The organism is Microbulbifer sp. ALW1, assembly GCF_009903625.1.
GTDB lineage: Bacteria > Pseudomonadota > Gammaproteobacteria > Pseudomonadales > Cellvibrionaceae > Microbulbifer.
The window spans coordinates 247,554-268,953 of the sequence record NZ_CP047569.1; the positions used below are offsets into that span (position 1 = coordinate 247,554).

Sequence of the window (21,400 nt, forward strand, 5' to 3'; positions counted from 1 at the left end):
CCACCGCCACGGAGTCCGCTAAATAGTTACCACAAAAACTCAGTTATCCAACAGGAACCGGGCAATGGTGCGAACCCCGTGCCCCTTGGCCCCCTGCGCCCACTGGTCATTAGCACCGGGCAAGTAAGAACCGGAAAGATCCATGTGTACCCAGCCGCGGCCTTCATCGCGCACAAACTTGGCCAGGAAAGCCGCCGCCGTCGATGCACCGGGGCTGCCATCAATACCCACGTTGGCAATTTCCGCAAACCCGGAAGGAATCTGCTCCAGGTGGAATTTTTCCAGCGGTAAGCGCCAGGCTTTTTCATTTTCTGACTTGGCTGCCGTCAGTACTTTTTCGGCCATCTCATCTTCAAAACTCATCACCGAGTTGTAATCCCGGCCCACCGCCATTTTGGCCGCGCCCGTCAGAGTAGCCGCGTCGAGGATATAGCGGGGGTTTTCCTCGCTGGCGGCAATCAGACCATCCGCCAGCACCAGGCGGCCTTCCGCATCGGTATTCAGAATTTCCGCGGTCACGCCATTTTTGTAGCGGATGATATCGCCGAGCTTGAACGCGTGGCCGGAGATCAGGTTTTCCGCACAGCACAGGTACAGTTTGATGCGTTTCTGCAATCCACGTGCAATGGCCAAAGCCAGGCCGCCGGAAACCATCGCCGCGCCGCCCATATCCGACTTCATGTGGGCCATGCCCGCAGAGGGCTTGATGCTGTAACCGCCGGAGTCAAAGGTAATACCCTTGCCTACCAGGCAGATATCCACAGGCGCGTCCGCTTTGCCAGAGGGGTTGTAATCCAGCTGCAGCATGGCACCGCCGCGTACACTGCCGCGACCGACATTGTGGATGCCCATGAAGCCTTCATCCAGCAACGCATCACCGGAGACAATGCGGTAGCTCACCGCATCCGGGGCCAGCTTTTGCAGCATATCTGCCGCACTTTCTGCCAACGCGCGCGGGGAGACATTTTCCGGGGTGCCATTGGTGATTTCCCGCACCCACAGGCTCGCAGCCTTGCGCGCCTGCAGTTCGTTCAGCTCTTCGCCGTCACCCAGGCCCCAGTCGAGGGTGCTCTTGCGGTTAGGGTTGTAGTAACCGGCCCAGAAACTCCAGCGACTCTCCAGATCCCAGTTGTCGCCGGTCAGCGCCACATCGGTCACCCCCATGCCATCGAGCCGGCGCGCGGCGCGCTGTACCGCGACCAGGGTGCCGCCGGTGGCCTCGGTGGCATGAATGCGGGCCTCGCTGTCATTGAAGCTCAGCAGGGCATTGTTGCCCCAGTGTTCCGCCGCCGCCGTGGTTTCCAGCCGTACCTGCATCGCTGTTGTCATCTGTACACCTTGTTTGAATCGTGAATTATGGGAATAAGAGTGCGCGCCGGCTTCGACGCGTCTGAATACGGATATTGGGTCAGTTTAGCAGCGAACAAGTGGTCGTTTGCGCCGGCTCACGGTCTGCCGATAGACTCCCCCGATATACTCACCCGATATACTCACCCGGAAAAATATAACGACAGGGACAACAAGGAAGTCACCATGGGCGAATCCTGCCACTACCACTCGGGTACTGATGCCTCCTGGCACTGTGACAGCTGCAGCAAGGATTACTGCGGCGAATGCGTACCGGGTTCTGTGGATAACTATTACAAATCCACTCCCAAATGCATTCTGTGCAACAACCGCCTGAGCAATGTCGGCGCCAGCAACAAAGCCAGGCCCTTCTGGCAGATGGCCCCCTTCTACTTCCGCTATGCCATCGCCGCCGGGCCCCTGACCATTTCCAGTATCTGTGCGGTGGCCGCCCTCGCCATCACCGGGCTCGGCTGGCTGTCGATTTTCGTGCTGGTGGCGATGCTTGCCGTAGTGCTGCGCTACAACCTGCTGGTGATTGAAACACTCGCCAGCGGTCAGCTGGTCGCCCCCTCTTTTGGCGACGCCCAGGACGGCCGCAGTGCCGCGGTATTTGCCAAGATCATCGGCATGATCCTGGTGGCCGGTGGCGGCGGTGTGTTGATGGCGGGTCTTGGTGAGGGGGCGGTGCAGGTATATTCCATCGCCCTGTCGCTACTGGGTCCGGCGGCAATGATTGTGCTGGCACTGGAGCACAGCATGCGGGCGGCGGTAAACCCGCTGAAGTTACTGCAGTTCACCCTGATTATCGGCTGGCCCTACTGGTTGCTGTGGCTCTCTACCACTGCGGTGTCCGCGGCACCGGCGCTATTGATGCCGTTGGTTATGGGTAAGATTCCAGCGTGGATGCTGTTGCCGCTACTGGCATTTACTACCAGCTACTTCTCCATCGTCACCAGCGCCATGATGGGCTATATCTGCCTTACCCGGCAGCAGCAGCTGGACGTAGCTTCCCAGGTGGATGACGATGAGTTTCTGGAGGAGTCTGAGTTCACACGACGCAAAGCGCTGGCAGATGCGAGTATTTTCTTGCGCGAGGGGCGCCACGATGAGGCGCGCAAGGCACTGGTAACCACCCTGCGCCAGCAGCCCAACGATATCACCCTCAACGAGCGCTACTACCGACTGCTGCTGGCCACCGATGACAAGAAAGCACTGAGGGAACTGGGACCGCACCTGCTGGAGCGGTTCGTGACCCTGAACCAACCGCACAAGGCCGCAGAGCTGTATATGGCGACCCTCGCAACCCAGGGCGCACCGGCCATCGACAAGTCACTGTTGCGCCACCAGATTGCCGAGGCCCTGTATCGGCAGCGCCAGTTCAAGCCGGCACTGGCCCTGGTGAATAACCTGCACAAGGAAGACCCGCATTACACCCGGCTGGATGCGGCTTATCTGCTGCTGGCGAAAATCTATATGGACGGTTTCAACCGCATCGACAATAGCCGCAAGCTGCTGGCATTCGTGCAAAAGAAATTTCCCCACAGTGCGGTTCTACAGGAAGTCCGCCAGCTGGATTCCATTCTGGCTGCCGAAGCGAAGCCTACGTTGCGACCGCAGCCGGCGTAAGTCATTTTCCCTATCAGACGACAGCGGGCTGCAACGCCCGCACAAAATCCAGCGCCTTGCGCGCCCGCTCCTCGTCGCCGCAGCGGCGGTAGTGCTCCACCAGGCCATGGGCCAGACGCGCCATCAGCGGATGGCGCTGTTCCTTTTGCTGCAGCCGTAACAGCAGCGTTTCCACCAATCCCCACTGCTTTTCACGACCGGCGCGCTGGGCCAGCAGCAGGCACACCTGGCTGGTAAGCGCTCGCGGCTCACCACCGCGGCTCAGGTAATCTTCCACCCCGCGGACAATAGGCGCAAAGTCCTGCTCCGGTTTTTTCGCCAGGGCGAACAGGGCCAGCCAGGCGCGGTGGTGCCCCTCGCTGTCTGGCGCCAGGGCAGTGAGCTCGATCGCCTTGTGGATCAGCGGCAGGGATTCCGGGTGCTGGCGCTGGGCATTGGTTGCGGCCTCGCCGGCTTCCAGCAATTTGCCGCTGTTTTGTAGGGATTCGATCCGTGCCAGCGCCAGCTGTTCCGGGGTCGGCGGCAGGTCCTCTTCCACGTGGATCTCACTGCTTGGGCGCAGCCGGATCAATGCCAGGGTGCAGATAACCCCGGCGACCAGCCCACCAAAGTGCGCCCAGTAGGCAATGTTGTCGCTACCGAAGAAGTAGCCGAATACTTCCTTGCCCAGCCACAGGGGCAATACCAGCAGCGCCGGTGCGGTAAATTCGCCAAAGGCAAAACCGAGGGTGTAGAAAAAGCGCAGCCGGCGAATGCCGTAGACCGCCACGAACATTCCCATTACCGCAGAGACAGCGCCGGAGGCACCGATCACCGGCATCAGACTGCCCGCTTCCACGCCCAGGTGCAGGGCGGCGGCGGCAATCCCTCCCAGTAAATAGAGACCCAGAAACCAGGCTGCCCCCAACGCCAGCTCAACGGAAAGCCCAAACAGCAGCAGGAAAATCATATTGCCCAGCAGGTGGTCCCAGCCGCCGTGCAAGAACATATGCCCGAATAACCCCTGCAGTGTCGGTGCGGCCGGTGTCAGGCCGTAGGCAAAGCTCGACAGGCTGTCGCGCAGCTCACCAAACTGGCGCCGCTGTTGCAGCCAGGTCTGCTCCCCCTCCTGCGCCAACTGCGGTAACAGCCAGTTGTGGAACTCCCGGCTCCACAGCAGTTGCTCGTAGATGAATTCTTCCCCGGCGCCCATGGCCAGGGTGCGCCATTCAGGCTTTTGCGTTTCCACATATTCGTAGAAACGCTCCTCGTCCAGGGCCGGCAATTCGCTGGCGAAGTAAAAGTCTTCGGCCGCTTGCCAGCGCGTCTCGTCGCCGCTCTGGTAGAGCAGGAACACCAGCAGGTTGATGAGGATCAGAGCAAAGCAGACCAGCGGTGGGCGGCGCCAGTCGGGCCGGTTCTGGATGGGGATGATCAGCAAGGGCGGACCTGCGGCTCGGTTGCGGTTGGAGTTGGCGGATTCAAGCTCTCCAGAATACAGGGGTTGCAGAATAAGGCCAGCCCCCTGACGGCCGAAGCCGGCGGCTGTCCGGGGTTACGGGCTGGCCCGAGTTGACTCTGGCGTCACTGGTTGCCCGAGCCATTACTGGAACCATTGCCGGAACCATTGTCGGAGCCATTGCCATCGCCCTCACCGCCGTCACCCGAACCACCGTCGTCATTGCCCGACCAGTCTTCGATACCCGCGGAACCGCGCCGCTCCTCGGCCACAGGCCCCTGCTCACCGCCCACCGGGGCCGAATGCAGTTCCGTCGCCGGCAGCGGTGACTCCGACCAGCTGCGCACGTGCAGGTCTCGCTGCGGGAAGGGAATTTCGATACTGCGCTGACTGAACTCCCGCAGCAGCTCGATGTTGTACAGCGCATTGAGGTCGCCCAGCGAGGACACCGCGTTGCTGTTGACCCACACCACCAGTTTGAAATCCAGTGAACTGTCGCCGAACCCGGTGAGCCACACCTCGGTCTTGCGCTGCCAGTTGGTAAAGGTGACTGGCACATGCTCTGCCGCGGCCATCGCCGCCTCCCGCACCACTTCCGGATCGGTGCCGTAGGCTACACCAAAGGTCACGTGGATTCGCCGCACCGGGTCTTCCAGGGTGTGGTTGGTGACCCGCCCGGTAACGAACTCTGAATTGGGCACCAGAATATCCACATTGTCGCGGGTGGTAATACGAGTGGAGCGCACATTGATATCGCGGATGCGACCAAACACGCCGGACTCCAGCTCCACCAGGTCCCCCACCCGCAGTGGCTGCTCAAACAACAGGATGATCCCGGAAATAAAGTTGGAAAAAATCGCCTGCATCCCGAAGCCGATCCCCACGGACAGGGCACCGGCGATCAGCGTCAGCTTGGAGGTATCCAGCCCTACCATGGTGAGAATGATGATCAGGGTGATGAGGACGATGCAGTAATTCAGTATGCGCCACAGGGTGTAGGAAGCCTGTTCGCTAGTGCGGTTTTTGCGCACCATGCGCCGCAACACCCAGTTCAGAGCGCGCGAACAGCCCCAGGCCGCCAGGATCACCAGCAGCATCTGCGCTATGTCTTTCAGAGTGATCGGGTGCTCACTGACCGCAAAGAGTTCGTAATTGGCGAGATTGCGCCAACCGACGTGCACCTCCTGAAACTGATGCTGGATTCTTTCCCCCATGGTGCGCCACCACCCCTGGGCGCGGCGGTAAACCAGCAACTGCGCTGTCTCATAGCGCTTCACATCTTCAATCAGGTCACCGGCCCGCCCCAGGGCACTGTTGACCTTTTCGAACCGCTGCCACCAGCTGCGCATGGCTTTGGGATCCTCTCCCACCCAGGCGACAATTTGACGCTGGCGCACATTCAACTGGCGGGTGAGATTTTCGCGGACGGTTTCCGCATTCGCCACCAGGTCTTTGCTGATCGACATTTTCTGCGCCTCGCCGTCGGGCTGCAGAACGCTGTTCATTGCAGACAGCAATTCCTGCTTGCGCAGTTGCAGACGATTTTCCAGTGCCTCGACACTGTAATTCATCATCTTGATCTGCTGCTCCATGGTGACCACGGCGCTGGAACTTTCAAAAACCAGATTCTGGGAATCGCTGCGGGCCCGCGCCAGGTCCTCCAGGTTGGATTTCTCCTCGGTGCTTGCGGCCATCAGCTTTTTTGTCACATCGGCACTGTACTGCAGCTGCTTGAGCATGCGGGTCAACTCGGCATCGGCGTAGTCGAGTTCCTCGCCCCAAGCATTCAGCTGCTCGTGCAGCATGCGCTGTTCTTCCAGTATTTGCAGGTGGCTGATTTGCGCCAGAAACAGATCGACGGTTGCGTCCAGATGGCGAGCATCCGCCCGAGGCCTTTCTTTCAGTGCCGTCACCTTTTCCCGCAATCGTTTGAGCGACTGGCCGACACTGTCGTCCATCTGCGACATTTCCAGCTTCAGCCCGTCAAACCGCTGCTGCCCCCGCGCTACACCCGCGTCCGCTTCGGCCCACTGCAATACGGTCGGGTCTTTGGGAAATGTCACTTTCGGCAAAACGCCGACTTTTTTCAGCTCCTCATGTTTACCCCAGGTTTTGCGAATACCGTCAAAGCGTAGGTTGATGGCCTTCACTTTGTCACCAAGCTCTGCTTCCTCCGGCAACAGGGTATTCCATTCTTTCCAGGCGGCTTCCACATCCGTCAGCCACTGTTTGCGCTGGTCGCTGGTGATATCTGGCCACTGGGTCCACCAATCCGCAGCAAGGTTATTGAAGTCCGGAATAACCGGGGAAAACTCTTTCGGCTTGGTAGATGGCAACTGGGCGAACGCCAGCAGCGGCAGAAATAGCGAGAGACAAAACGAGAGACACAGCAAAAACAACAGCCACGACCGCACCCGCAGCCACAAGGGTGCGAGCCAGCGATGATCAAGCGAGGAACTTATGGCGGCCATGCCGGAGGCGATCCCTGTCCTTTTATCTCTTTGCCGTAACCGAGGTTTGGATAAGCGCCACGAAAGCGAGCGACGCGCGATGGCATTCGTGCATTGGGTTGAGCGCATTGGCTTTAGTGTAGATGAGACCGACCGACGCCCCGCCGCAATAGCACGCAACAAAGGCCTTTTACAAAAAAGCGCTTTTACGAAGTCGTCAAGCCATAGCCGCTAGCGGCGGCGATCGTAACGCTGGATACAGTCGCGGTATTCCCGCTGGTAGATCCGCAGTCGCTGGCTGTCCAGGCTGCTTCCCCGGCGCGCAGCATCCGACGCATCCTGGCGGCAGGCAGACTCCGCCAGTACCCGATTGTCGTAGCGCTCACCACTGGAATCATAGGGCGGGCGAATATTGGCATAGGGACGCGGCGCGCGCCGACGCGGGTCACGATAGCGGTCGGCCTCAAACAGCGGCATCCCTTCACCATCCAGAGTGTCAGGATCCAGGGCATCCGGTGGGTAGGCGCGGGGAATACCGGAGCGGTCGCGCAGGTCATCCAGGTCTGCATCCGGATAGCCGTAGAGGCGATCCTCATTAGCCCCCACCAGATCTCCACCGTAATAACGGCGCCAGTTGTACGGCGGCGTGGTCACCACATAGGTGCGGTTGCGTGGCTCGAAGCGGAAAAAGGTACCGGTGGCGCTGTAGAAAAAGCGCTGGCCATCGATATCAAAGCCGGTGCTGCCGAGTGGCACAAAACTGAGCTCCGCCCCCAGGGGCGGCTCCACCCGCAGATAGCCATCGTCTTCGCGACGGTAAAAATAGCCGCCCTGGTAATAGTAGATATTGCCGCTCAGGGTAAGCTGGATCGCGTCTGTCGACAGCTGGCGTTGCCGGTTGGGGTCACGCCGGTAATCGTCAGCGGCCTCACCACTGGACTGGTCCGGCGGCGCACCCTGCGCCATCGAAGCGTCAAAAGGAACAAGTACAGCAGCGAATAAGAGGCAGGCGGGGAAAATAGAAGACAGAGGGAAAAAGAACCCAAAGGAGAACCGCGAAGGTCCCAGACACAACCGGGGCATGACTTACCTCACAACAAGCCCCCCGACCGACCGATGAATACCAGCAATTCATCAGACTAAAAAATCAAATAGCGGAACCCAACAGACAGCCACACACGGCGCCGCCGCCTTCTCCGCCGTCAGTCACGACAAGAGAGACGGCCAGCAGCCGCGTGCGACACGGTAGCCGGAGGCGCCACCCTCCCATACTGAGTGGCGAACGCAGCAGAGCGCTCAGACCTCTCGGCCCCGCGCTTTTGCTACACGGCCGACTACATCTAAAGTGTAGTGTCGCCAGCGGCAATTCCCAACAAAACCCGTTACAGGCTTGCGATGACCTCGCGCAACTTGCTGACGATGGCATCGATCTCGTGGGCCTCGATAATCAGCGGCGGCGACATGCACAGCGCATCGCCGATACCCCGCGCCATCACACCCGCTTCCCAGGCCAGTGCCGACGCCTTGGCCCCGAACTTGCCCTTGAGATTATCCGGCGCTTTCAGCTCAATGGCACCCACCAGCCCGTAGTTGCGCACATCAATCACCTGATCCATATCCGCCAGCGAGTGCAGTGCATTTTCCCAGTGCTTGCCAATATCCCCGGCGGCGCGGGTCAGCAAGCCCTCACGGTCGTAAATATCCAGCGTCGCCATACCCGCGGCGCAGGCCACCGGGTGCGCGGAATAGGTATAGCCATGGAAAAACTCCACCATCCCCTCACCGGCGGCATCCATCACCGTGTTGTAAATCTTGTCGCTGACGAACACTGCCCCCAGGGGCACCGTCGCATTGGTGATGCCTTTGGCGGAGGTAATCATATCCGGCGTCACACCGAATTCCTGTGCAGCAAACGGCGAACCGGTGCGGCCCCAGCCGGAAATCACCTCATCAAAAATCAACAACAGATCGTGCTTGTCACAAATCTCCCGCAGGCGCTGCAGGTATCCCTTGGGTGGCAAAACCACACCGCCGGCGCCAGAGAAAGGCTCCACAATCACCGCCGCAATCTGATCCGCGCCGTGGAAAGCAACAAGACGCTCCAGATCTTCTGCCAGCTCCACACCGTGCTCCGGCAGGCCCTTGGAAAACGCATTGCGCTCGATATCCAGGGTGTGGCGCATATGATTCGCCTTCACCGGCTGACCAAAGCTCTGGTAATTCGGCGCAATACCACCGACAGAGATACCGCCGAAGTTCACCCCGTGATAACCCTTCTCACGGCCGATAAACATGGTGCGACTACCCTTGCCCCGCGCGCGCTGATACTGCAGCGCAATCTTCAGCGCCGACTCCACCGCCTCGGAACCGGAGTTGCCAAAAAATACATGATTCAGCGGATCCGGCGTGTACTGCACCAGACGCTCCGCGTATTCAAAACTCAGCTCGTGACCGAAATTAAAAATCGAGCTGTAGTCCAGCTTGCGCGCCTGCGCAGAAATGGCATCCGCAATCTCCGTACGACAGTGACCGGCATTGGAACACCAGAGCCCCGCCGTGGCATCAATGATCTTACGGCCGGACTTTTCGTGCAGGTAAATCCCCTCCGCGCTCTCAACGATACGCGGCGCCGCTTTGAAGGAGCGGTTGGGGGTAAAGGGCATCCAGAAAGCACTGGTTTTTAAATCGTTTTTCAGTTCGGACATGGTTTTCTCCAAGTCTTAAAAATTAGAATCTTTCTAACGTAGTAAATAATTCAGATGCGAAGGCAGAGTACCGGGTGCGAATTTTCAGGAGCGTCGGCGACATGGACGTCGCCGACGCAGCGTACAGGGATGTATTCACAGCGGTCCTGAAAATTCGCACCCGGTACCCTGCCGCCACAGAGTCAAAACAAACCTCTTAAAACAGCAGGCCCTGGCTAGACTCCGTAGCAGCAGTATTTTGTCTCGTAGAATTCCGCCATACCCTCGACGCCGCCCTCGCGTCCGATACCGGATTCCTTGCAGCCGCCAAAGGGCGCCACCGTGGTCGAAAACACGCCCGCATTACAGGCCACCATGCCGTACTCCAGCGCCTCAACCACCCGGTTCGCCCGACGAATGTTTTCACTCATCACATAGGCCGCCAACCCGAACGGCGTATTATTGGCGCGCGCAATCACGTCTTCCTCATCCGAGAATTTCTGCACCACCGCCAGCGGCCCGAAAATCTCCTCCTGAGCAATACGCATCTCATCGTGCACATTGGTCAGCAGCGTCGGCGCATAAAAGTTTTCACCATGCGACAGAAAATCCCCGCCCAGTTCAAGATGCGCGCCATTGGCCACCGCCTCCTCCACCAGACCGTGCACCCGATCCACTGCACGACGGAAGATCAAAGGACCAAAGGTCGTCCCCTCATCCAGACCGTGGCCCGACTGTAACTTCTCCATCTGCGCACGCAGCTTCGCCACAAACTCGTCGTGCACCGCCTCATGCACATAAATCCGGTTGGTAGACACACAAGTCTGGCCCGCATTGCGCATTTTGGTAGCCACACAGGCGGTCACCGCCACATCGATGTCCGCATCATCGAACACGATAAACGGCGCATTGCCCCCCAGCTCCATCGACATCTTTTTCACCGTGCTGGCACACTGCGCCATCAGCAGCTTGCCCACCGGGGTAGAGCCGGTAAAGGTAAACTTCGACACCCGCGGATCCTGGGTCAGTACCTTGCCGATGGCGGCAGAGTCACTGCCTACCACCACATTCAAGGTACCAGCGGGCAGGCCCGCCTCCTCGGCCAGGGCACACAGCGCCAGTGCCGACAGCGGCGTCTCCGAGGCCGGCTTGATCACCACCGTACAGCCAGCGGCAAGTGCCGGCGCCGCCTTGCGGGTGATCATCGCATTGGGGAAATTCCACGGCGTGATACAGGTCACCACGCCCACCGGCTGGCGAATGGTCTGCAGACGCATTGCCGGGTTGTGGGTTGGGATTGTCTGGCCGTAGGCGCGGCGGCACTCCTCGGCATACCACTCGATGTAGGAAGCGCCGTAGTCAATCTCGCCCATCGCCTCCGCCAGTGGCTTGCCCTGCTCCAGGGTCAGCAGCCGCGCCAGATCTTCGCGGTTGTCCGCAATCAGCTGGTACCAGCGCTTGAGCACCGCGGCGCGCTCGGATGCCGTCTTGCGGCTCCACGCCGGGAACGCCGTGTGGGCCGCCGCAACCGCATCGGCGGCATCCGCGGCAGAGCCATCGGCAATCTCTGCCAGCACCGCGCCATTGGCCGGGTCAGTAACCACCAACTTACTGGCCGCTTCCCGCCATGCGCCGTTTATATAGTTGCGGGTCTGTAATAACTGCTTATTGTTTAGTTCCATCGAATACTCCCTGACCAATGCATACTGAGCTTTTCATGGATTCTGGACAAGCAGTCCGCTGGCGAATAGTAAGATCTTTGCAACTAAAGTTCGGATCCATCAAACTTTACTGCAGACACCGCCGCCGGAGCCGCCCAACAGGTAACCCCCATGCCCTCTACGCCGCAAAAGCCACAAAAGCCACCAAAAAAGCCCCTCTCCGGGCGCCTCAGCGATATGGACCTGCGCCTGCTGCGGGTCTTCCGCGAGGTGGTGCAGGCCGGCGGTCTGGCGCCGGCGGAAGTGGCACTCAATATCAGCCGTTCCACCATCAGTGTGCACCTGTCGGACCTGGAAACCCGGCTCGGTATGCAACTGTGCATCCGCTCCCGCGGCCGCGCTGACTTCAAGCTGACCCGCGAGGGCGAGGCCCTCTACCAGGCCATCGAAGAACTCGACGGCCACCTGGCCAGCTTCCGCAGCCAAGTCAACGCCATCCAGTCGCAGCTCACCGGCAAACTGCGCATCGTCCTGCCGGACGACATGCTGGCCATGCCCCAACTGGATATGCCTGCCACCATTGCGCGACTGCGCGAGCGCGCGCCCCAGTTACAACTGGATATCAAACTGGCCGCGCCCCACGAACTGGAGCTGGAAATCCTCGGCGGCCGCGCCGATGTGGGCATCAACCCCCTGCACTCCCGTCGTCCCGGCCTCAGCTACCAGCCGCTGTTCAGCCACCAGTCGCTGCTTTACGGCGCCGCGCATCACCCCTGCGCCAACCGGACAGAAGCCGATGAAGAACAGCTCACACAGCAGGAGCTTGCCGCCCCCGATCACGCCGTGCTGTCCGGTGCTGCCCACCTCTACCGTCTGTTCCCCCACAAAAGTATCGCCAACCATATGGCGGCGCGGCTGGCGATGATTCTGTCCGGAAAATTTATCGGCTTTCTGCCGGAGTACCTGGCGGCGAAGTATGTGCAGCGGAAAGAACTGGTGGCACTCGACCCCGAACGGTTCCGCTACCAGATTCAGAACGCACTGACGTTCAAAAGCAGCGCTGCGGAGCAACCAGCCGTGCGATTGTTTCTGGAGGTGTTAGTGGTAAATGGGTAGCTAGAAAAATGGTGAGTGTTGGCCGGGATAGCCAATTACAGGCATTATGTGTAAATCTGAAATTCTTATTTTCAATCTTTGGGGCTTACTTTTTAACGGTCGCATACAGCTGGAATAGAGCTCGCTGCACCGAACACCATTGAAGTGAAAACCGAAGGAATCAACAGCAGGATTACTTGCCCCATGACCGAAATCACACTTTCGAAAGACCAGAAAGAAAGAGCCGTAGAGAAAATCAAATCTTATTTTGAGGAAGAGCTACAGCAGGATATCGGTGGTTTTGAGGCGGAGTTTCTGCTGGATTTTCTTGCCAGAGAAATCGGACCCACTTTCTACAATCGCGGACTGTTCGACGCGCAGCAGATATTGAACGAAAAAATGGAAGAGTTCAGTTACACCATCCACGAACTGGAAAAGCCAGAAATCTGAGCGTCGCTTCTCTTCAAGATGCCCCTTTACTCACTCTGCCGCAGCGACTGCGAGTAGCGGTCTGACAGTGCCCGAGTAACTGCCAGACCCGCTCACCGCCGACCATCGTACCAAAACAAAACGATCGTACTAACCGCTTTGTTCCTTTCATCTTTTGCTGTTTAGCGCCCAGAACTGGCAGCAAATTCCACACAAATCGCACGGCCAGACCTATGTCGAAATACGGCAGGTGTTTGGCTTTACCAAAATCCACCATTTTGTAGTACCAAAATATAATATGAGCTAAACTGCCGCCCGCCGGGATTTCTCTTGCCCGGTAACTCGCTACCTGTAACGCGCTGTAGCCCCTCCTAACGCCATGCAGTACTGGCACCCGGTTGACGTTGAAGTCTTGTGGCCCCACTGCGGATCAGCCTTGATGCAAAGCTGAAGCCGAAAATAATCAATAAGATAAGGACTGCATGATGAGAAAAATCTATTTTTCTTTTATTTCCCTTGCACTGCTGGTGCTCTGTACGAATGCGACCGCTCTGGATTCCGGTCGCTATGTGATTGTCTCGAAGCTCAACGGCAACGCCCTGGACGTAAACAGTTTTGACACCACTGACGGTGCCAATGTGATGACCTGGTTTACGCTCGGATACAACAACCAGCAGTTCGATATCACCCAGCTCAGCGATGGCAGCTACTCCATACGTCCGGTACACAGTGGCAAGTCGCTGGATGTGTGGGAGTGGAACACCAATGATGGCGCAGAGTTGCGCCAGTGGACCTATACCGGAGGCGACAACCAGCGCTGGTGGATCGACAGCCAGGGCGGCAACTATTACTCGATCACTTCCAAGCTGAGTAATAAGGCCATCGATGTCTGGGGTGTGAGCATGTACGCGGGCGCCGACGCGCGGCTTTACACCTACTGGGGAGGTCCAGGCCAGTTGTGGACCTTCCAGAAAGTGGGCAGTTCCAGTGAATGCTATGCCGGTGCTTCTCTCTCCAACCGCTTTGTGGACTGCGGAGGCAAAACCATCGGGCTCAGTTGTTCCGGTGACAGCGAGAGCCAGCCTGCAGTACTCTCACTGAACAACGCTTCCATCCGCAATGTAAAACTCGCGGCTAACGGCGGTTCCGATGGCATCCACTGTAACGGCGGTAACTGTACGCTCGCCGATGTGGTGTGGAACGATATCTGTGAAGATGCGGCCACCAATAAGTCCGAAGGCGGTACCATGACGATTGTTGGCGGCTCCGCTTACAACAGCACCGGTGGCTATGGCGGTACCCCGGACAAAATCTTCCAGCACAATTCCAAAAACAGTACCACCATCATTTCCGGTGGCTTCATGGCCACCGGCACTCACGGCAAACTGTGGCGCTCCTGTGGCAACTGCACCAATAACGGTGGCCCGCGTAATGTGCTGATCTACGATGTAAACATCAATGCCGATATTGGCTCCATCGTCGGTGTAAACCGCAATTACGGTGACGTGGCCACTATCCGCAATCTGCGTATCAAGAACTACAGCCAGGGAAGCCCACACGTATGTGACGAGTACCAGGGCGTACAGAAAGGCAGCTCCTCGACCAAATACGGAGAATACTGGAACACCGCTAACTGTGATGTATCCACTTCCGACGTCAGTGTCTACTGATCGCTGACCGCAGGGACCGGGCGTAATGCCCGGCCCCTCACCCGACCACAAATCGCGCTACCGATTTCTCTAGCTGCTTATCTAGCTACTTCTCTAGCGAATTCCTTAGCCACGTTATTAATCAATTCTCCGTGCATTTCACTGTCCATTGCGCAATCCTTGTGGAAAACTATGTGCCAGACAATTTTTCACTCGGCACAGGTTTATAACCCATAGGGAAGATAGTGCATACCCCGAAACACTTTTCTGTCACCGACAACAATGAACTCCTCGCGTTCATCGCGAAAAATGCATTTGGGCAGTTGATTTCAACGGTGGACGGCCGCCCGGTTGCCACGCATATGCCATTTTTGGTCTCAGACGATGGATGCAAACTCCTTGGGCATTTCGCGAAAATAAATCCGCAGCACCGTGAACTTGGCAATCAGGAAGCGCTTGTCACTTTTCAGGGACCTCACGATTATATTTCCCCCTCCTGGTATTCGGGCCCCGGCGTTCCCACCTGGAATTATCAAGCAGTCCATGTTTACGGCCGCTGTGCCTTGATTACGGATCCAGGGCAACTCAAGCACATCGTCGACGCGCTGACGCACAAATACGAATCGGGCTTCCCCAACCCCTGGCAACCAAGCTACAGAGACGCAATGCTGAATGCCATTGTCGGTGTGGAAATCACCATTTCCGAAATTCAGGGGCAGTACAAGCTGAGCCAAAATCGTCCGGCGCAGGACCGGCGCCAGGTGATTGATCAACTGAAAGCCATAAACGCCAACGATCTGGCTGCGGCCATGGAGAAAGTGGCGCTAAGCGAGAAAATGGAGCCGTGACACTGATGCGGTCAGACTTCCCAACTCAGACTTCCCAACAATGTCTCCGCGCATGAACCACCGGGGGCGGCATGCTTGGTGATACTGCGTTCGCACAGATGGCACTGCCGCTGCTGGGTTATCTGGCCCTTTTGAACCTGCTGACCTACGGACTCTACGCCTGGGATAAATCCGCAGCACGCAGAGGCGCCTGGCGAATCAAGGAAAACACCCTGCATACACTCGCCCTCGCCGGAGGCTGGCCCGCCGCGCTCATCGCCAGGCACCGGCTGCGCCACAAGACGCGCAAGCAACCATTCCGGTCGCTATTCTGGATCACGGTGATTGCCAATATCGCCATCCTTCTCTTCCTGCTCACGCCCGAGGGCAACGCCTTTCTTCACAGTTTGCTGTCAGCGCTTCCTTTCTGAATGGGGATAAAAATGGATAAACCTACCTTTCTCAATGAAGTCGAACGGCGATTCACCCAGTTATTCAAGGCCTCCAAGGGTGGCTATGCGATACCGCCAGCGGAACGCCACCGCCTGCAGGGTTTTATGCAGGCGGGCGTGTTCATGAACCTGTGCAATCGCATTGAACTCAACGCCATTATGGAAAAAACGCATCTCGCGATATTTCGCAAGACCATTGAAGAGCGAAAACTGGACACGCCGGTGTCGTGGATTTACGAGGAGACGGACTACAGTCTGTACGAGACCCCAGCCTATGAGCGGCGCTATTAGATTCTCACTGCCTGCTCCCAGCCAAGCGGATACACGATTCCGGGGTTGACCCCTCACCTCCTTCACATATACTTGCTTAATCAAGCATATGTGAAGAGGTTTTTATGTCTCAGCAGTCCATCAGTTCCCTGGTCATTACCCAGAATGCCCTGTTGGCCACCCGGCTCGCGCGGAAGATGACCAATCGGCTCAGTGTGCACGGTATCAGCCTGACAGAATACCTAGTGATGGATTACCTGAGCCAGACGGCCCACGGCGAGCCATCCAGAATTGAACTGGCCGAGCATCTCGGCATGAGCGCTTCCGGGGTGACCCGCCTGCTCGCGCCGATGGAGAAAACCGGCATCATCGAAACCTTCAAAAACCCGCGCGACTCCCGCCAGAGCTTGGTGAAGCTTTCCGCTACCGGCCACAAGCTGTTTGCAGAAGCCAGTGTCAGCTTTGGACATATTTCCAGTGACCTCACCGACAAACTGAGCCAGAGTCAGCAAACCAAACTGGTCGAGCTACTGGGGAGATTGCTGTGAGCGAAAAACAGAAAATGCTGGCGGGGGAAATGTATGCCCCTGCCGATCCGGAGCTGACGGCACTGCGCACCCGGGCCCGCCAGTTGTTCGAAGCCTACAACCGCACGGGGATCGACAGCAGCGAAGAGCGATCGGTCCTATTGCGCGAGCTGCTCGGCAGCTGTGGCGAGAATATTGTCATAGAGCCCGCCTTTTACTGCGACTACGGGGAAAACATCCACGTCGGCGAGAACTTCTTTGCCAATTTTGGCTGCGTCATTCTGGATGTGGCAGAGGTGCGCTTTGGGGATAACTGCATGCTGGCACCACAGGTCGGCATCTACACCGCTACTCACCCGCTGGATCCGGTGGAACGACGAAGTGGGCTGGAGTACGCCAAACCCATCACCATCGGCAACGACTGCTGGATCGGTGGTATGGCGGTGATCAATCCCGGGGTAACCCTCGGCAATAACGTGGTAGTCGCATCCGGTGCGGTGGTGACCAAGAGTTTTGGCGATAACGTGGTATTGGCAGGCAACCCAGCCAGAGTGATTCGTACCATCGAGCCGAAAATCGAACCAAAAATCGAACCGAACACATAACCGATCATTAACCCTTCACCGCCACTCCCCGGGAGAACCACCGTTGAATATCGGAATTTATATCTACGACGATGCCGAGGTGCTGGATTTTTCCGGCCCGTTTGAAGTGTTTTCAACAGCCAGCCGACTGAGTGCACCGGCCGGGCAGTTCAAGGTATTTTTGATCGCAGAAGAAGCGCGCACAGTAAATGCCAGAGGCGGCTACCCGGTGGTCCCCCACTGCAGTATCGACAATCACCCCGCACTGGACCTGCTCATTGTGGTCGGCGGTGTTCACACCAACGAACTGACAAAGCCGGCCGTAATTGACTGGGTTAGACGTACAGCAAAAAACACCAAGCTGGTTACTTCGGTGTGTACCGGTGCTTTTATCCTCGCGCAGGCGGGCTTGCTGACCGGACTGGATGTGACTACCCACTGGGAGGATCAGCAGGCATTGCAAACAACGTTTCCCGACCTCAATGTCATCGCCAATCAACGCTGGGTGGATCAGGGCAAGTTTGTGACTTCCGGCGGTATTTCCGCCGGTATTGATATGAGCCTGCACTTGGTAGCCCGGCTCGCGTCACCCGAGCTCGCGAAACTGACCGCCCGTCAAATGGAATATGAATGGCACACCAACACGCATCCGGAAACCTATGTGAACCAACAACCATGCTGAATCAGAATACCGTCGCTTGACGACGCATCACGAAGGAACGCACCATGAAAATCAGGACTTTATACGGTTTTACCCTCGCACTCACCTGCAGTGCCAGCTGCTTTGGTGATCAACTCCTGCAGACTTCCACCACTTGGGCTGGCGAGAAGCTGGCATATCCCGACGGACAGGCTCAAATTAACTCCGAAAAACTGCGCATTCCCGCCGGCAAAACTTCGCCGTTCCACTGCCACCCGGTGCCCACCATGGGGTATATCCTCAAGGGCGATGTGCAGGTGGAAACCAAAGACGGTAATAAAACGCTGCTAAAACAGGGCGAGTCTGCCGTCGAGGTACTGAAAACCCTGCACCGCGGTACCGCGGTAAATGGCGATGTGGAAATTATCGTCTTCTATGCCGGCGCCGAGGGTATTCCCACAACGGTAATGGCAGGCAGTGATTCGAGTCACGCACTGTGCACGCCCTCGGCAGTGGCAGAACCATCATGAAGACCCGCCAGGCCCCGGCCCTGCAGGACCAGATGAGCCGTGCCGATACCGACCTAAGCGGCCTCTAGCAAGCCACACTAGAATGAGGCTTCGCGCATTCGAGACCGGGCAATCCGCCCGATCTGTCCTCACCTTTTTATGCCGCGAGGAGAGACAATATGGCACAAGAAAACCTAATTAATGGGATCGATGTCGACCAGCTGTCCAGCACCATAGAACAGGTCAAGGAAAACCCGAAAATCGCCGAGTTCCAGTTTCGCGCAACCAACACCTGGTTGGGCGGCACGCACAATCGCGCGACCGTGAAAAGTTTCTATGGCGCGCTACAGGAAGATGACTCTCGAGACCCACTGGTCTTCGAGATCGACGAACCACCGGTACTCTGTGGCAAAAATCTGGGGGCCAATCCGGTGGAGTACCTGCTTGTCGCCCTTTCCGGCTGCCTGACCACCAGTCTTATTGCCCACTCAGCCGCTCGGGGGATTGAAATCCACAAGGTAGAGCCCCGCTATGAGGGCGACCTGGACCTTCAGGGATTTCTCGGGGTGTCGGAGGATGTCCCCGTTGGCTACAAAGATATTCGGATATATTTCAAAATCGATGCCGATCTGTCGCAAGCACAGAAAGAAGAGCTGATTCAGATGGCTCAGAAATACTCACCAGTTTTCAATAGCATTGCGAAACCGGTTCCTGTGTCCGTTTTACTGGACAGCTAGCAGCATTGTCGGTGGCGACAATCGCCAGAATGAAAATACGGATTTGGCAATGTACGCGGGTAGTCACTGGACATTGGCGCCCGCCCGGTTAACCTGTGCCAAATTTTTTCTACTGGCACCAAAATGCTGAAAGCCCTGCACCACGCCGCCATCATCTGCTCCGATTACCAGCGCTCAAAGTTGTTCTACACCGACATTCTGGGACTGGAAGTACTCGCGGAAAATTACCGTGCCGCGCGCAATTCCTGGAAACTAGACCTACTGCTGCCAAATGGTGGCCAGGTGGAGCTGTTTTCCTTCCCCGAGGCACCGGCACGGCCGAGCTACCCGGAGGCCCAAGGCTTGCGGCACCTGGCGTTTGTGGTGGACTCCGTGGACGATGTGAAAGCGCAACTGGAGGTGCGCGGGGTAGCGGTGGAACCGGTGCGGGTGGACGAATACACCGGTAAGCGTTTCACCTTCTTTAGCGACCCGGACGGATTGCCACTGGAGTTGTACGAGCAGTAGCCGGCCTACTATTTTTTTACCGGCTATCCGTAACGGTGGTACAGCATATAAACCAGTGTTTTGTCGCGATCAATAAAAAAGGGGGAGCAAAGCTCCCCCTTTCAGGTCTGATAGGTCTTTATATTTTCGCGGCCATTTAAGGTGCCGAGGCCGCAACCCCTTTGCCAGTCGCGCCTGCGGCACTGTCCGGCTTTGCCGCATGGGCGTGGTTGTGGGTGGTCTCTTTTTTGGTGACACCTTTCGCCATTTGCGCCGCCTTCGGCTTCAGTTCCGCCAGCATCATCTTCATCTGGTTGTATTCCGCCTCGCTGGTGAGTTCCAGCATCAGCGGTTGTGCTACCTGGGCAAAGTACTCCGCATCTTTACGGTTGTAGAGTTCCTGTGCCCACCACTGGGCGATGTGCAGTTCCCGCGGTGCGCGCAGGTAAGCCTGCTCCAGCATGTCGGTGTACTGCTTTTTCGGGTAGCCCAGCATCTCCAGAGTAATCGCCAGCCCGTACCAGTTCATCGCCTCTTCCGCGCGGGTGTTTACCAGCTCAACAAATTGGTCACGCGCCTTCTTCAGCAGGGTTTTGCTGCGGTCGCGGCCCATGGTGTTGATCTCGCGGTTCAGCCACAACCAGGCCTGGGCTTTTTTGTACCAGGCGTTGTCCCGATCCGAGGGGGCAACGCGGCCCAGCAAAATGGCAGCGCTGTCAAAATCACCCATACGAGTAGCTGCATCGGCTTGTACAGCAGTCAGTTCCGAGCTGTAAATACCTTCTTTCTCCGCGTACTTCACCATCGCATCCAGGTTCTGCATGTTGTAACCGGACTTCACCAGGAAGCGCGCTAGCTCAACAACGGTCTGCTTGCCACTCAGGGTCGCCAATTTCGGGGTCACCGGCTTGAAGCTCGCAGGTACCTTGCCACTGGCGAGGTCAAACTGGCCGCTGGCAAACTGGTCGTTGTAGACCTTTTCCAGCTGCGCGATAGACATGCCCAGGTTTTTCGCCAGCGCTTTCACCGGGTCGGCGCCATTGTTGTAGTCCTTCACATAGCCTTTGAAGGCCTCAGTCTTGCCGCTTTTCATCACCAGCCAATGGGCCAGCATCCAGCCACTGGCATACACACGGCCTTTTTCTTCATCCGGCGTGTTGTGCACCGTGGCCCGCAACAGTTCCTGCAGCGGCATGGGGCTGGTGTACAGCAGGGTCATGGCACGTTCACTGGGAATGGCGCCCAGCTTGTAGGTGTTGCCCGGGCCAAAGGTCATGGTGGACATGAATTCGGCAAAGCCCTCACTGTACCAGTAGGGGTAGTGCGTGGTGGTGCCGTTGTAGCTGAGGAAGTGGGTGTACTCGTGGAACAGGAACTCCCGCGCCGCCAGCTGGCGCTCGCCGGTGCGGCCGTCCAGGTTCACCAGTGCATAGCTGCCCTCGGCGGTGGTATCGAAAAGACCATTGGTCATTTCCGACAGATCCTCACCCACCAGTCCCGCATAACTCTCGCGGTCGGCGGCGGCATAGATGGTCAGCTTGGTGTCGTCACCCTCGGAGCCCAGCAGGGCGAGGGACACGGCACGGTAGCGCTCCAGATCCGCCGCCAGGGTGCGCACCGCCTGGGGGTCGCCGTTGGTGATGATCTGGAAGTTAGCGCTGTCAATTTTGTACCAGGTGTCTTTGGCCAGGTTGTCGGCCATGGCTCCGCCGGCGTACAGCAGCGCACTGGAAAGAAGGACTATGGAAGCGATGAATCGTGAAAACATATTCTGGCCACCTGGTTCAGGGTTCTCGAAGCAACTGACTGCTTTTTGTACAGCATTGCGCGAATTGCCACATTACCTGTTTTCACTGGTTAAAAAAAGAGCAATTTCAATTTGAGGGTTAAGTTCATCCCGTTATATGGGACCAAACAGTACCGACTGTTAAGTCCGTACTAGTCCCGGCATGACCGGCAGGTTTCGCGTTTAAGTCCCCGCCAGTG

The 21,400-nt window shown here is 57.6% G+C and carries 20 protein-coding genes; 13 read left to right on the forward strand and 7 right to left on the reverse strand.

Going from position 1 to position 21,400, the window contains the following annotated elements:
* Positions 1 to 39: 39 nt before the first annotated feature.
* On the reverse strand, positions 40 to 1,329 hold the full coding sequence (gene pepB / locus GRX76_RS00970; protein WP_160151586.1) for an aminopeptidase PepB: 1,290 nt from the start codon (positions 1,327 to 1,329) through the stop codon (positions 40 to 42).
* Positions 1,330 to 1,533: 204 nt separating this feature from the next.
* Here pepB and GRX76_RS00975 point away from each other — a divergent pair, with 204 nt between their 5' ends.
* Positions 1,534 to 2,976: a hypothetical protein gene (locus tag GRX76_RS00975; protein WP_160151587.1), complete on the forward strand. Its 1,443-nt coding sequence runs from the start codon at positions 1,534 to 1,536 to the stop codon at positions 2,974 to 2,976.
* Between the two features lie 13 nt (positions 2,977 to 2,989).
* Here GRX76_RS00975 and GRX76_RS00980 read toward each other — a convergent pair whose 3' ends face one another.
* The 5 genes from GRX76_RS00980 to GRX76_RS01000 form a co-directional block, all read right to left on the reverse strand.
* Positions 2,990 to 4,396, reverse strand: coding sequence for a rhomboid family intramembrane serine protease (locus GRX76_RS00980; protein WP_160151588.1), 1,407 nt, complete (start codon positions 4,394 to 4,396; stop codon positions 2,990 to 2,992).
* Positions 4,397 to 4,539: 143 nt separating this feature from the next.
* Positions 4,540 to 6,885, reverse strand: coding sequence for a mechanosensitive ion channel domain-containing protein (locus GRX76_RS00985; protein ID WP_160151589.1), 2,346 nt, complete (start codon positions 6,883 to 6,885; stop codon positions 4,540 to 4,542).
* Between the two features lie 210 nt (positions 6,886 to 7,095).
* Complete coding sequence (locus tag GRX76_RS00990) at positions 7,096 to 7,830, reverse strand: DUF6515 family protein (RefSeq protein ID WP_160151590.1); 735 nt, start codon at positions 7,828 to 7,830, stop codon at positions 7,096 to 7,098.
* Between the two features lie 416 nt (positions 7,831 to 8,246).
* Positions 8,247 to 9,569, reverse strand: a complete 1,323-nt coding sequence (locus GRX76_RS00995) for an aspartate aminotransferase family protein (RefSeq protein ID WP_160151591.1) — start codon at positions 9,567 to 9,569, stop codon at positions 8,247 to 8,249.
* A gap of 215 nt (positions 9,570 to 9,784) precedes the next feature.
* The gene (locus GRX76_RS01000; protein WP_160151592.1) at positions 9,785 to 11,230 is read right to left on the reverse strand and encodes an NAD-dependent succinate-semialdehyde dehydrogenase; all 1,446 of its coding nucleotides are present in this window, start codon (positions 11,228 to 11,230) and stop codon (positions 9,785 to 9,787) included.
* Positions 11,231 to 11,380: 150 nt separating this feature from the next.
* Here GRX76_RS01000 and GRX76_RS01005 point away from each other — a divergent pair, with 150 nt between their 5' ends.
* The 12 genes from GRX76_RS01005 to GRX76_RS01060 all read left to right on the forward strand — a co-directional run bounded on the left by GRX76_RS01005 (position 11,381) and on the right by GRX76_RS01060 (position 19,435).
* Positions 11,381 to 12,325: a LysR family transcriptional regulator gene (locus GRX76_RS01005; RefSeq protein ID WP_160151593.1), complete on the forward strand. Its 945-nt coding sequence runs from the start codon at positions 11,381 to 11,383 to the stop codon at positions 12,323 to 12,325.
* Positions 12,326 to 12,508: 183 nt separating this feature from the next.
* Positions 12,509 to 12,754 carry a DUF2164 domain-containing protein gene (locus tag GRX76_RS01010; RefSeq protein WP_160151594.1) on the forward strand — a complete coding sequence of 82 codons (246 nt, stop codon included), beginning with the start codon at positions 12,509 to 12,511 and terminating at the stop codon, positions 12,752 to 12,754.
* Positions 12,755 to 13,215: 461 nt separating this feature from the next.
* Complete coding sequence (locus tag GRX76_RS01015) at positions 13,216 to 14,403, forward strand: pectate lyase (RefSeq protein ID WP_236250494.1); 1,188 nt, start codon at positions 13,216 to 13,218, stop codon at positions 14,401 to 14,403.
* 224 nt (positions 14,404 to 14,627) lie between these two features.
* Entirely contained in the window at positions 14,628 to 15,230 is a 603-nt protein-coding gene (locus GRX76_RS01020; protein WP_160151595.1) for an FMN-binding negative transcriptional regulator, read from the forward strand.
* Positions 15,231 to 15,301: 71 nt separating this feature from the next.
* Positions 15,302 to 15,640 (forward strand): DUF1294 domain-containing protein, encoded by a 339-nt coding sequence (locus tag GRX76_RS01025; protein WP_160151596.1) that lies wholly within the window; start codon positions 15,302 to 15,304, stop codon positions 15,638 to 15,640.
* Positions 15,641 to 15,652: 12 nt separating this feature from the next.
* Positions 15,653 to 15,952 carry a hypothetical protein gene (locus tag GRX76_RS01030; protein WP_160151597.1) on the forward strand — a complete coding sequence of 100 codons (300 nt, stop codon included), beginning with the start codon at positions 15,653 to 15,655 and terminating at the stop codon, positions 15,950 to 15,952.
* 104 nt (positions 15,953 to 16,056) lie between these two features.
* A complete protein-coding gene (locus tag GRX76_RS01035) occupies positions 16,057 to 16,479 on the forward strand; it encodes a MarR family winged helix-turn-helix transcriptional regulator (RefSeq protein WP_160151598.1) in 423 nt (140 codons plus the stop codon).
* Positions 16,476 to 17,063, forward strand: coding sequence for a sugar O-acetyltransferase (locus tag GRX76_RS01040; RefSeq protein ID WP_305075882.1), 588 nt, complete (start codon positions 16,476 to 16,478; stop codon positions 17,061 to 17,063). The genes GRX76_RS01035 and GRX76_RS01040 overlap by 4 nt, the downstream gene beginning before the upstream one ends.
* 43 nt (positions 17,064 to 17,106) lie before the next feature.
* The gene (locus GRX76_RS01045) at positions 17,107 to 17,724 is read left to right on the forward strand and encodes a DJ-1/PfpI family protein (protein WP_160151599.1); all 618 of its coding nucleotides are present in this window, start codon (positions 17,107 to 17,109) and stop codon (positions 17,722 to 17,724) included.
* Positions 17,725 to 17,768: 44 nt separating this feature from the next.
* Positions 17,769 to 18,212, forward strand: a complete 444-nt coding sequence (locus tag GRX76_RS01050) for a cupin domain-containing protein (protein WP_160151600.1) — start codon at positions 17,769 to 17,771, stop codon at positions 18,210 to 18,212.
* A 158-nt stretch (positions 18,213 to 18,370) separates the two neighbouring features.
* Positions 18,371 to 18,928 carry an OsmC family protein gene (locus GRX76_RS01055; RefSeq protein ID WP_160151601.1) on the forward strand — a complete coding sequence of 186 codons (558 nt, stop codon included), beginning with the start codon at positions 18,371 to 18,373 and terminating at the stop codon, positions 18,926 to 18,928.
* A 123-nt stretch (positions 18,929 to 19,051) separates the two neighbouring features.
* A complete protein-coding gene (locus GRX76_RS01060) occupies positions 19,052 to 19,435 on the forward strand; it encodes a VOC family protein (protein ID WP_160151602.1) in 384 nt (127 codons plus the stop codon).
* 136 nt (positions 19,436 to 19,571) lie between these two features.
* On the opposite strand, the gene GRX76_RS01065 is transcribed toward GRX76_RS01060, so the two are convergent.
* On the reverse strand, positions 19,572 to 21,182 hold the full coding sequence (locus tag GRX76_RS01065) for a hypothetical protein (protein ID WP_201276881.1): 1,611 nt from the start codon (positions 21,180 to 21,182) through the stop codon (positions 19,572 to 19,574).
* Positions 21,183 to 21,400 lie beyond the last annotated feature (218 nt).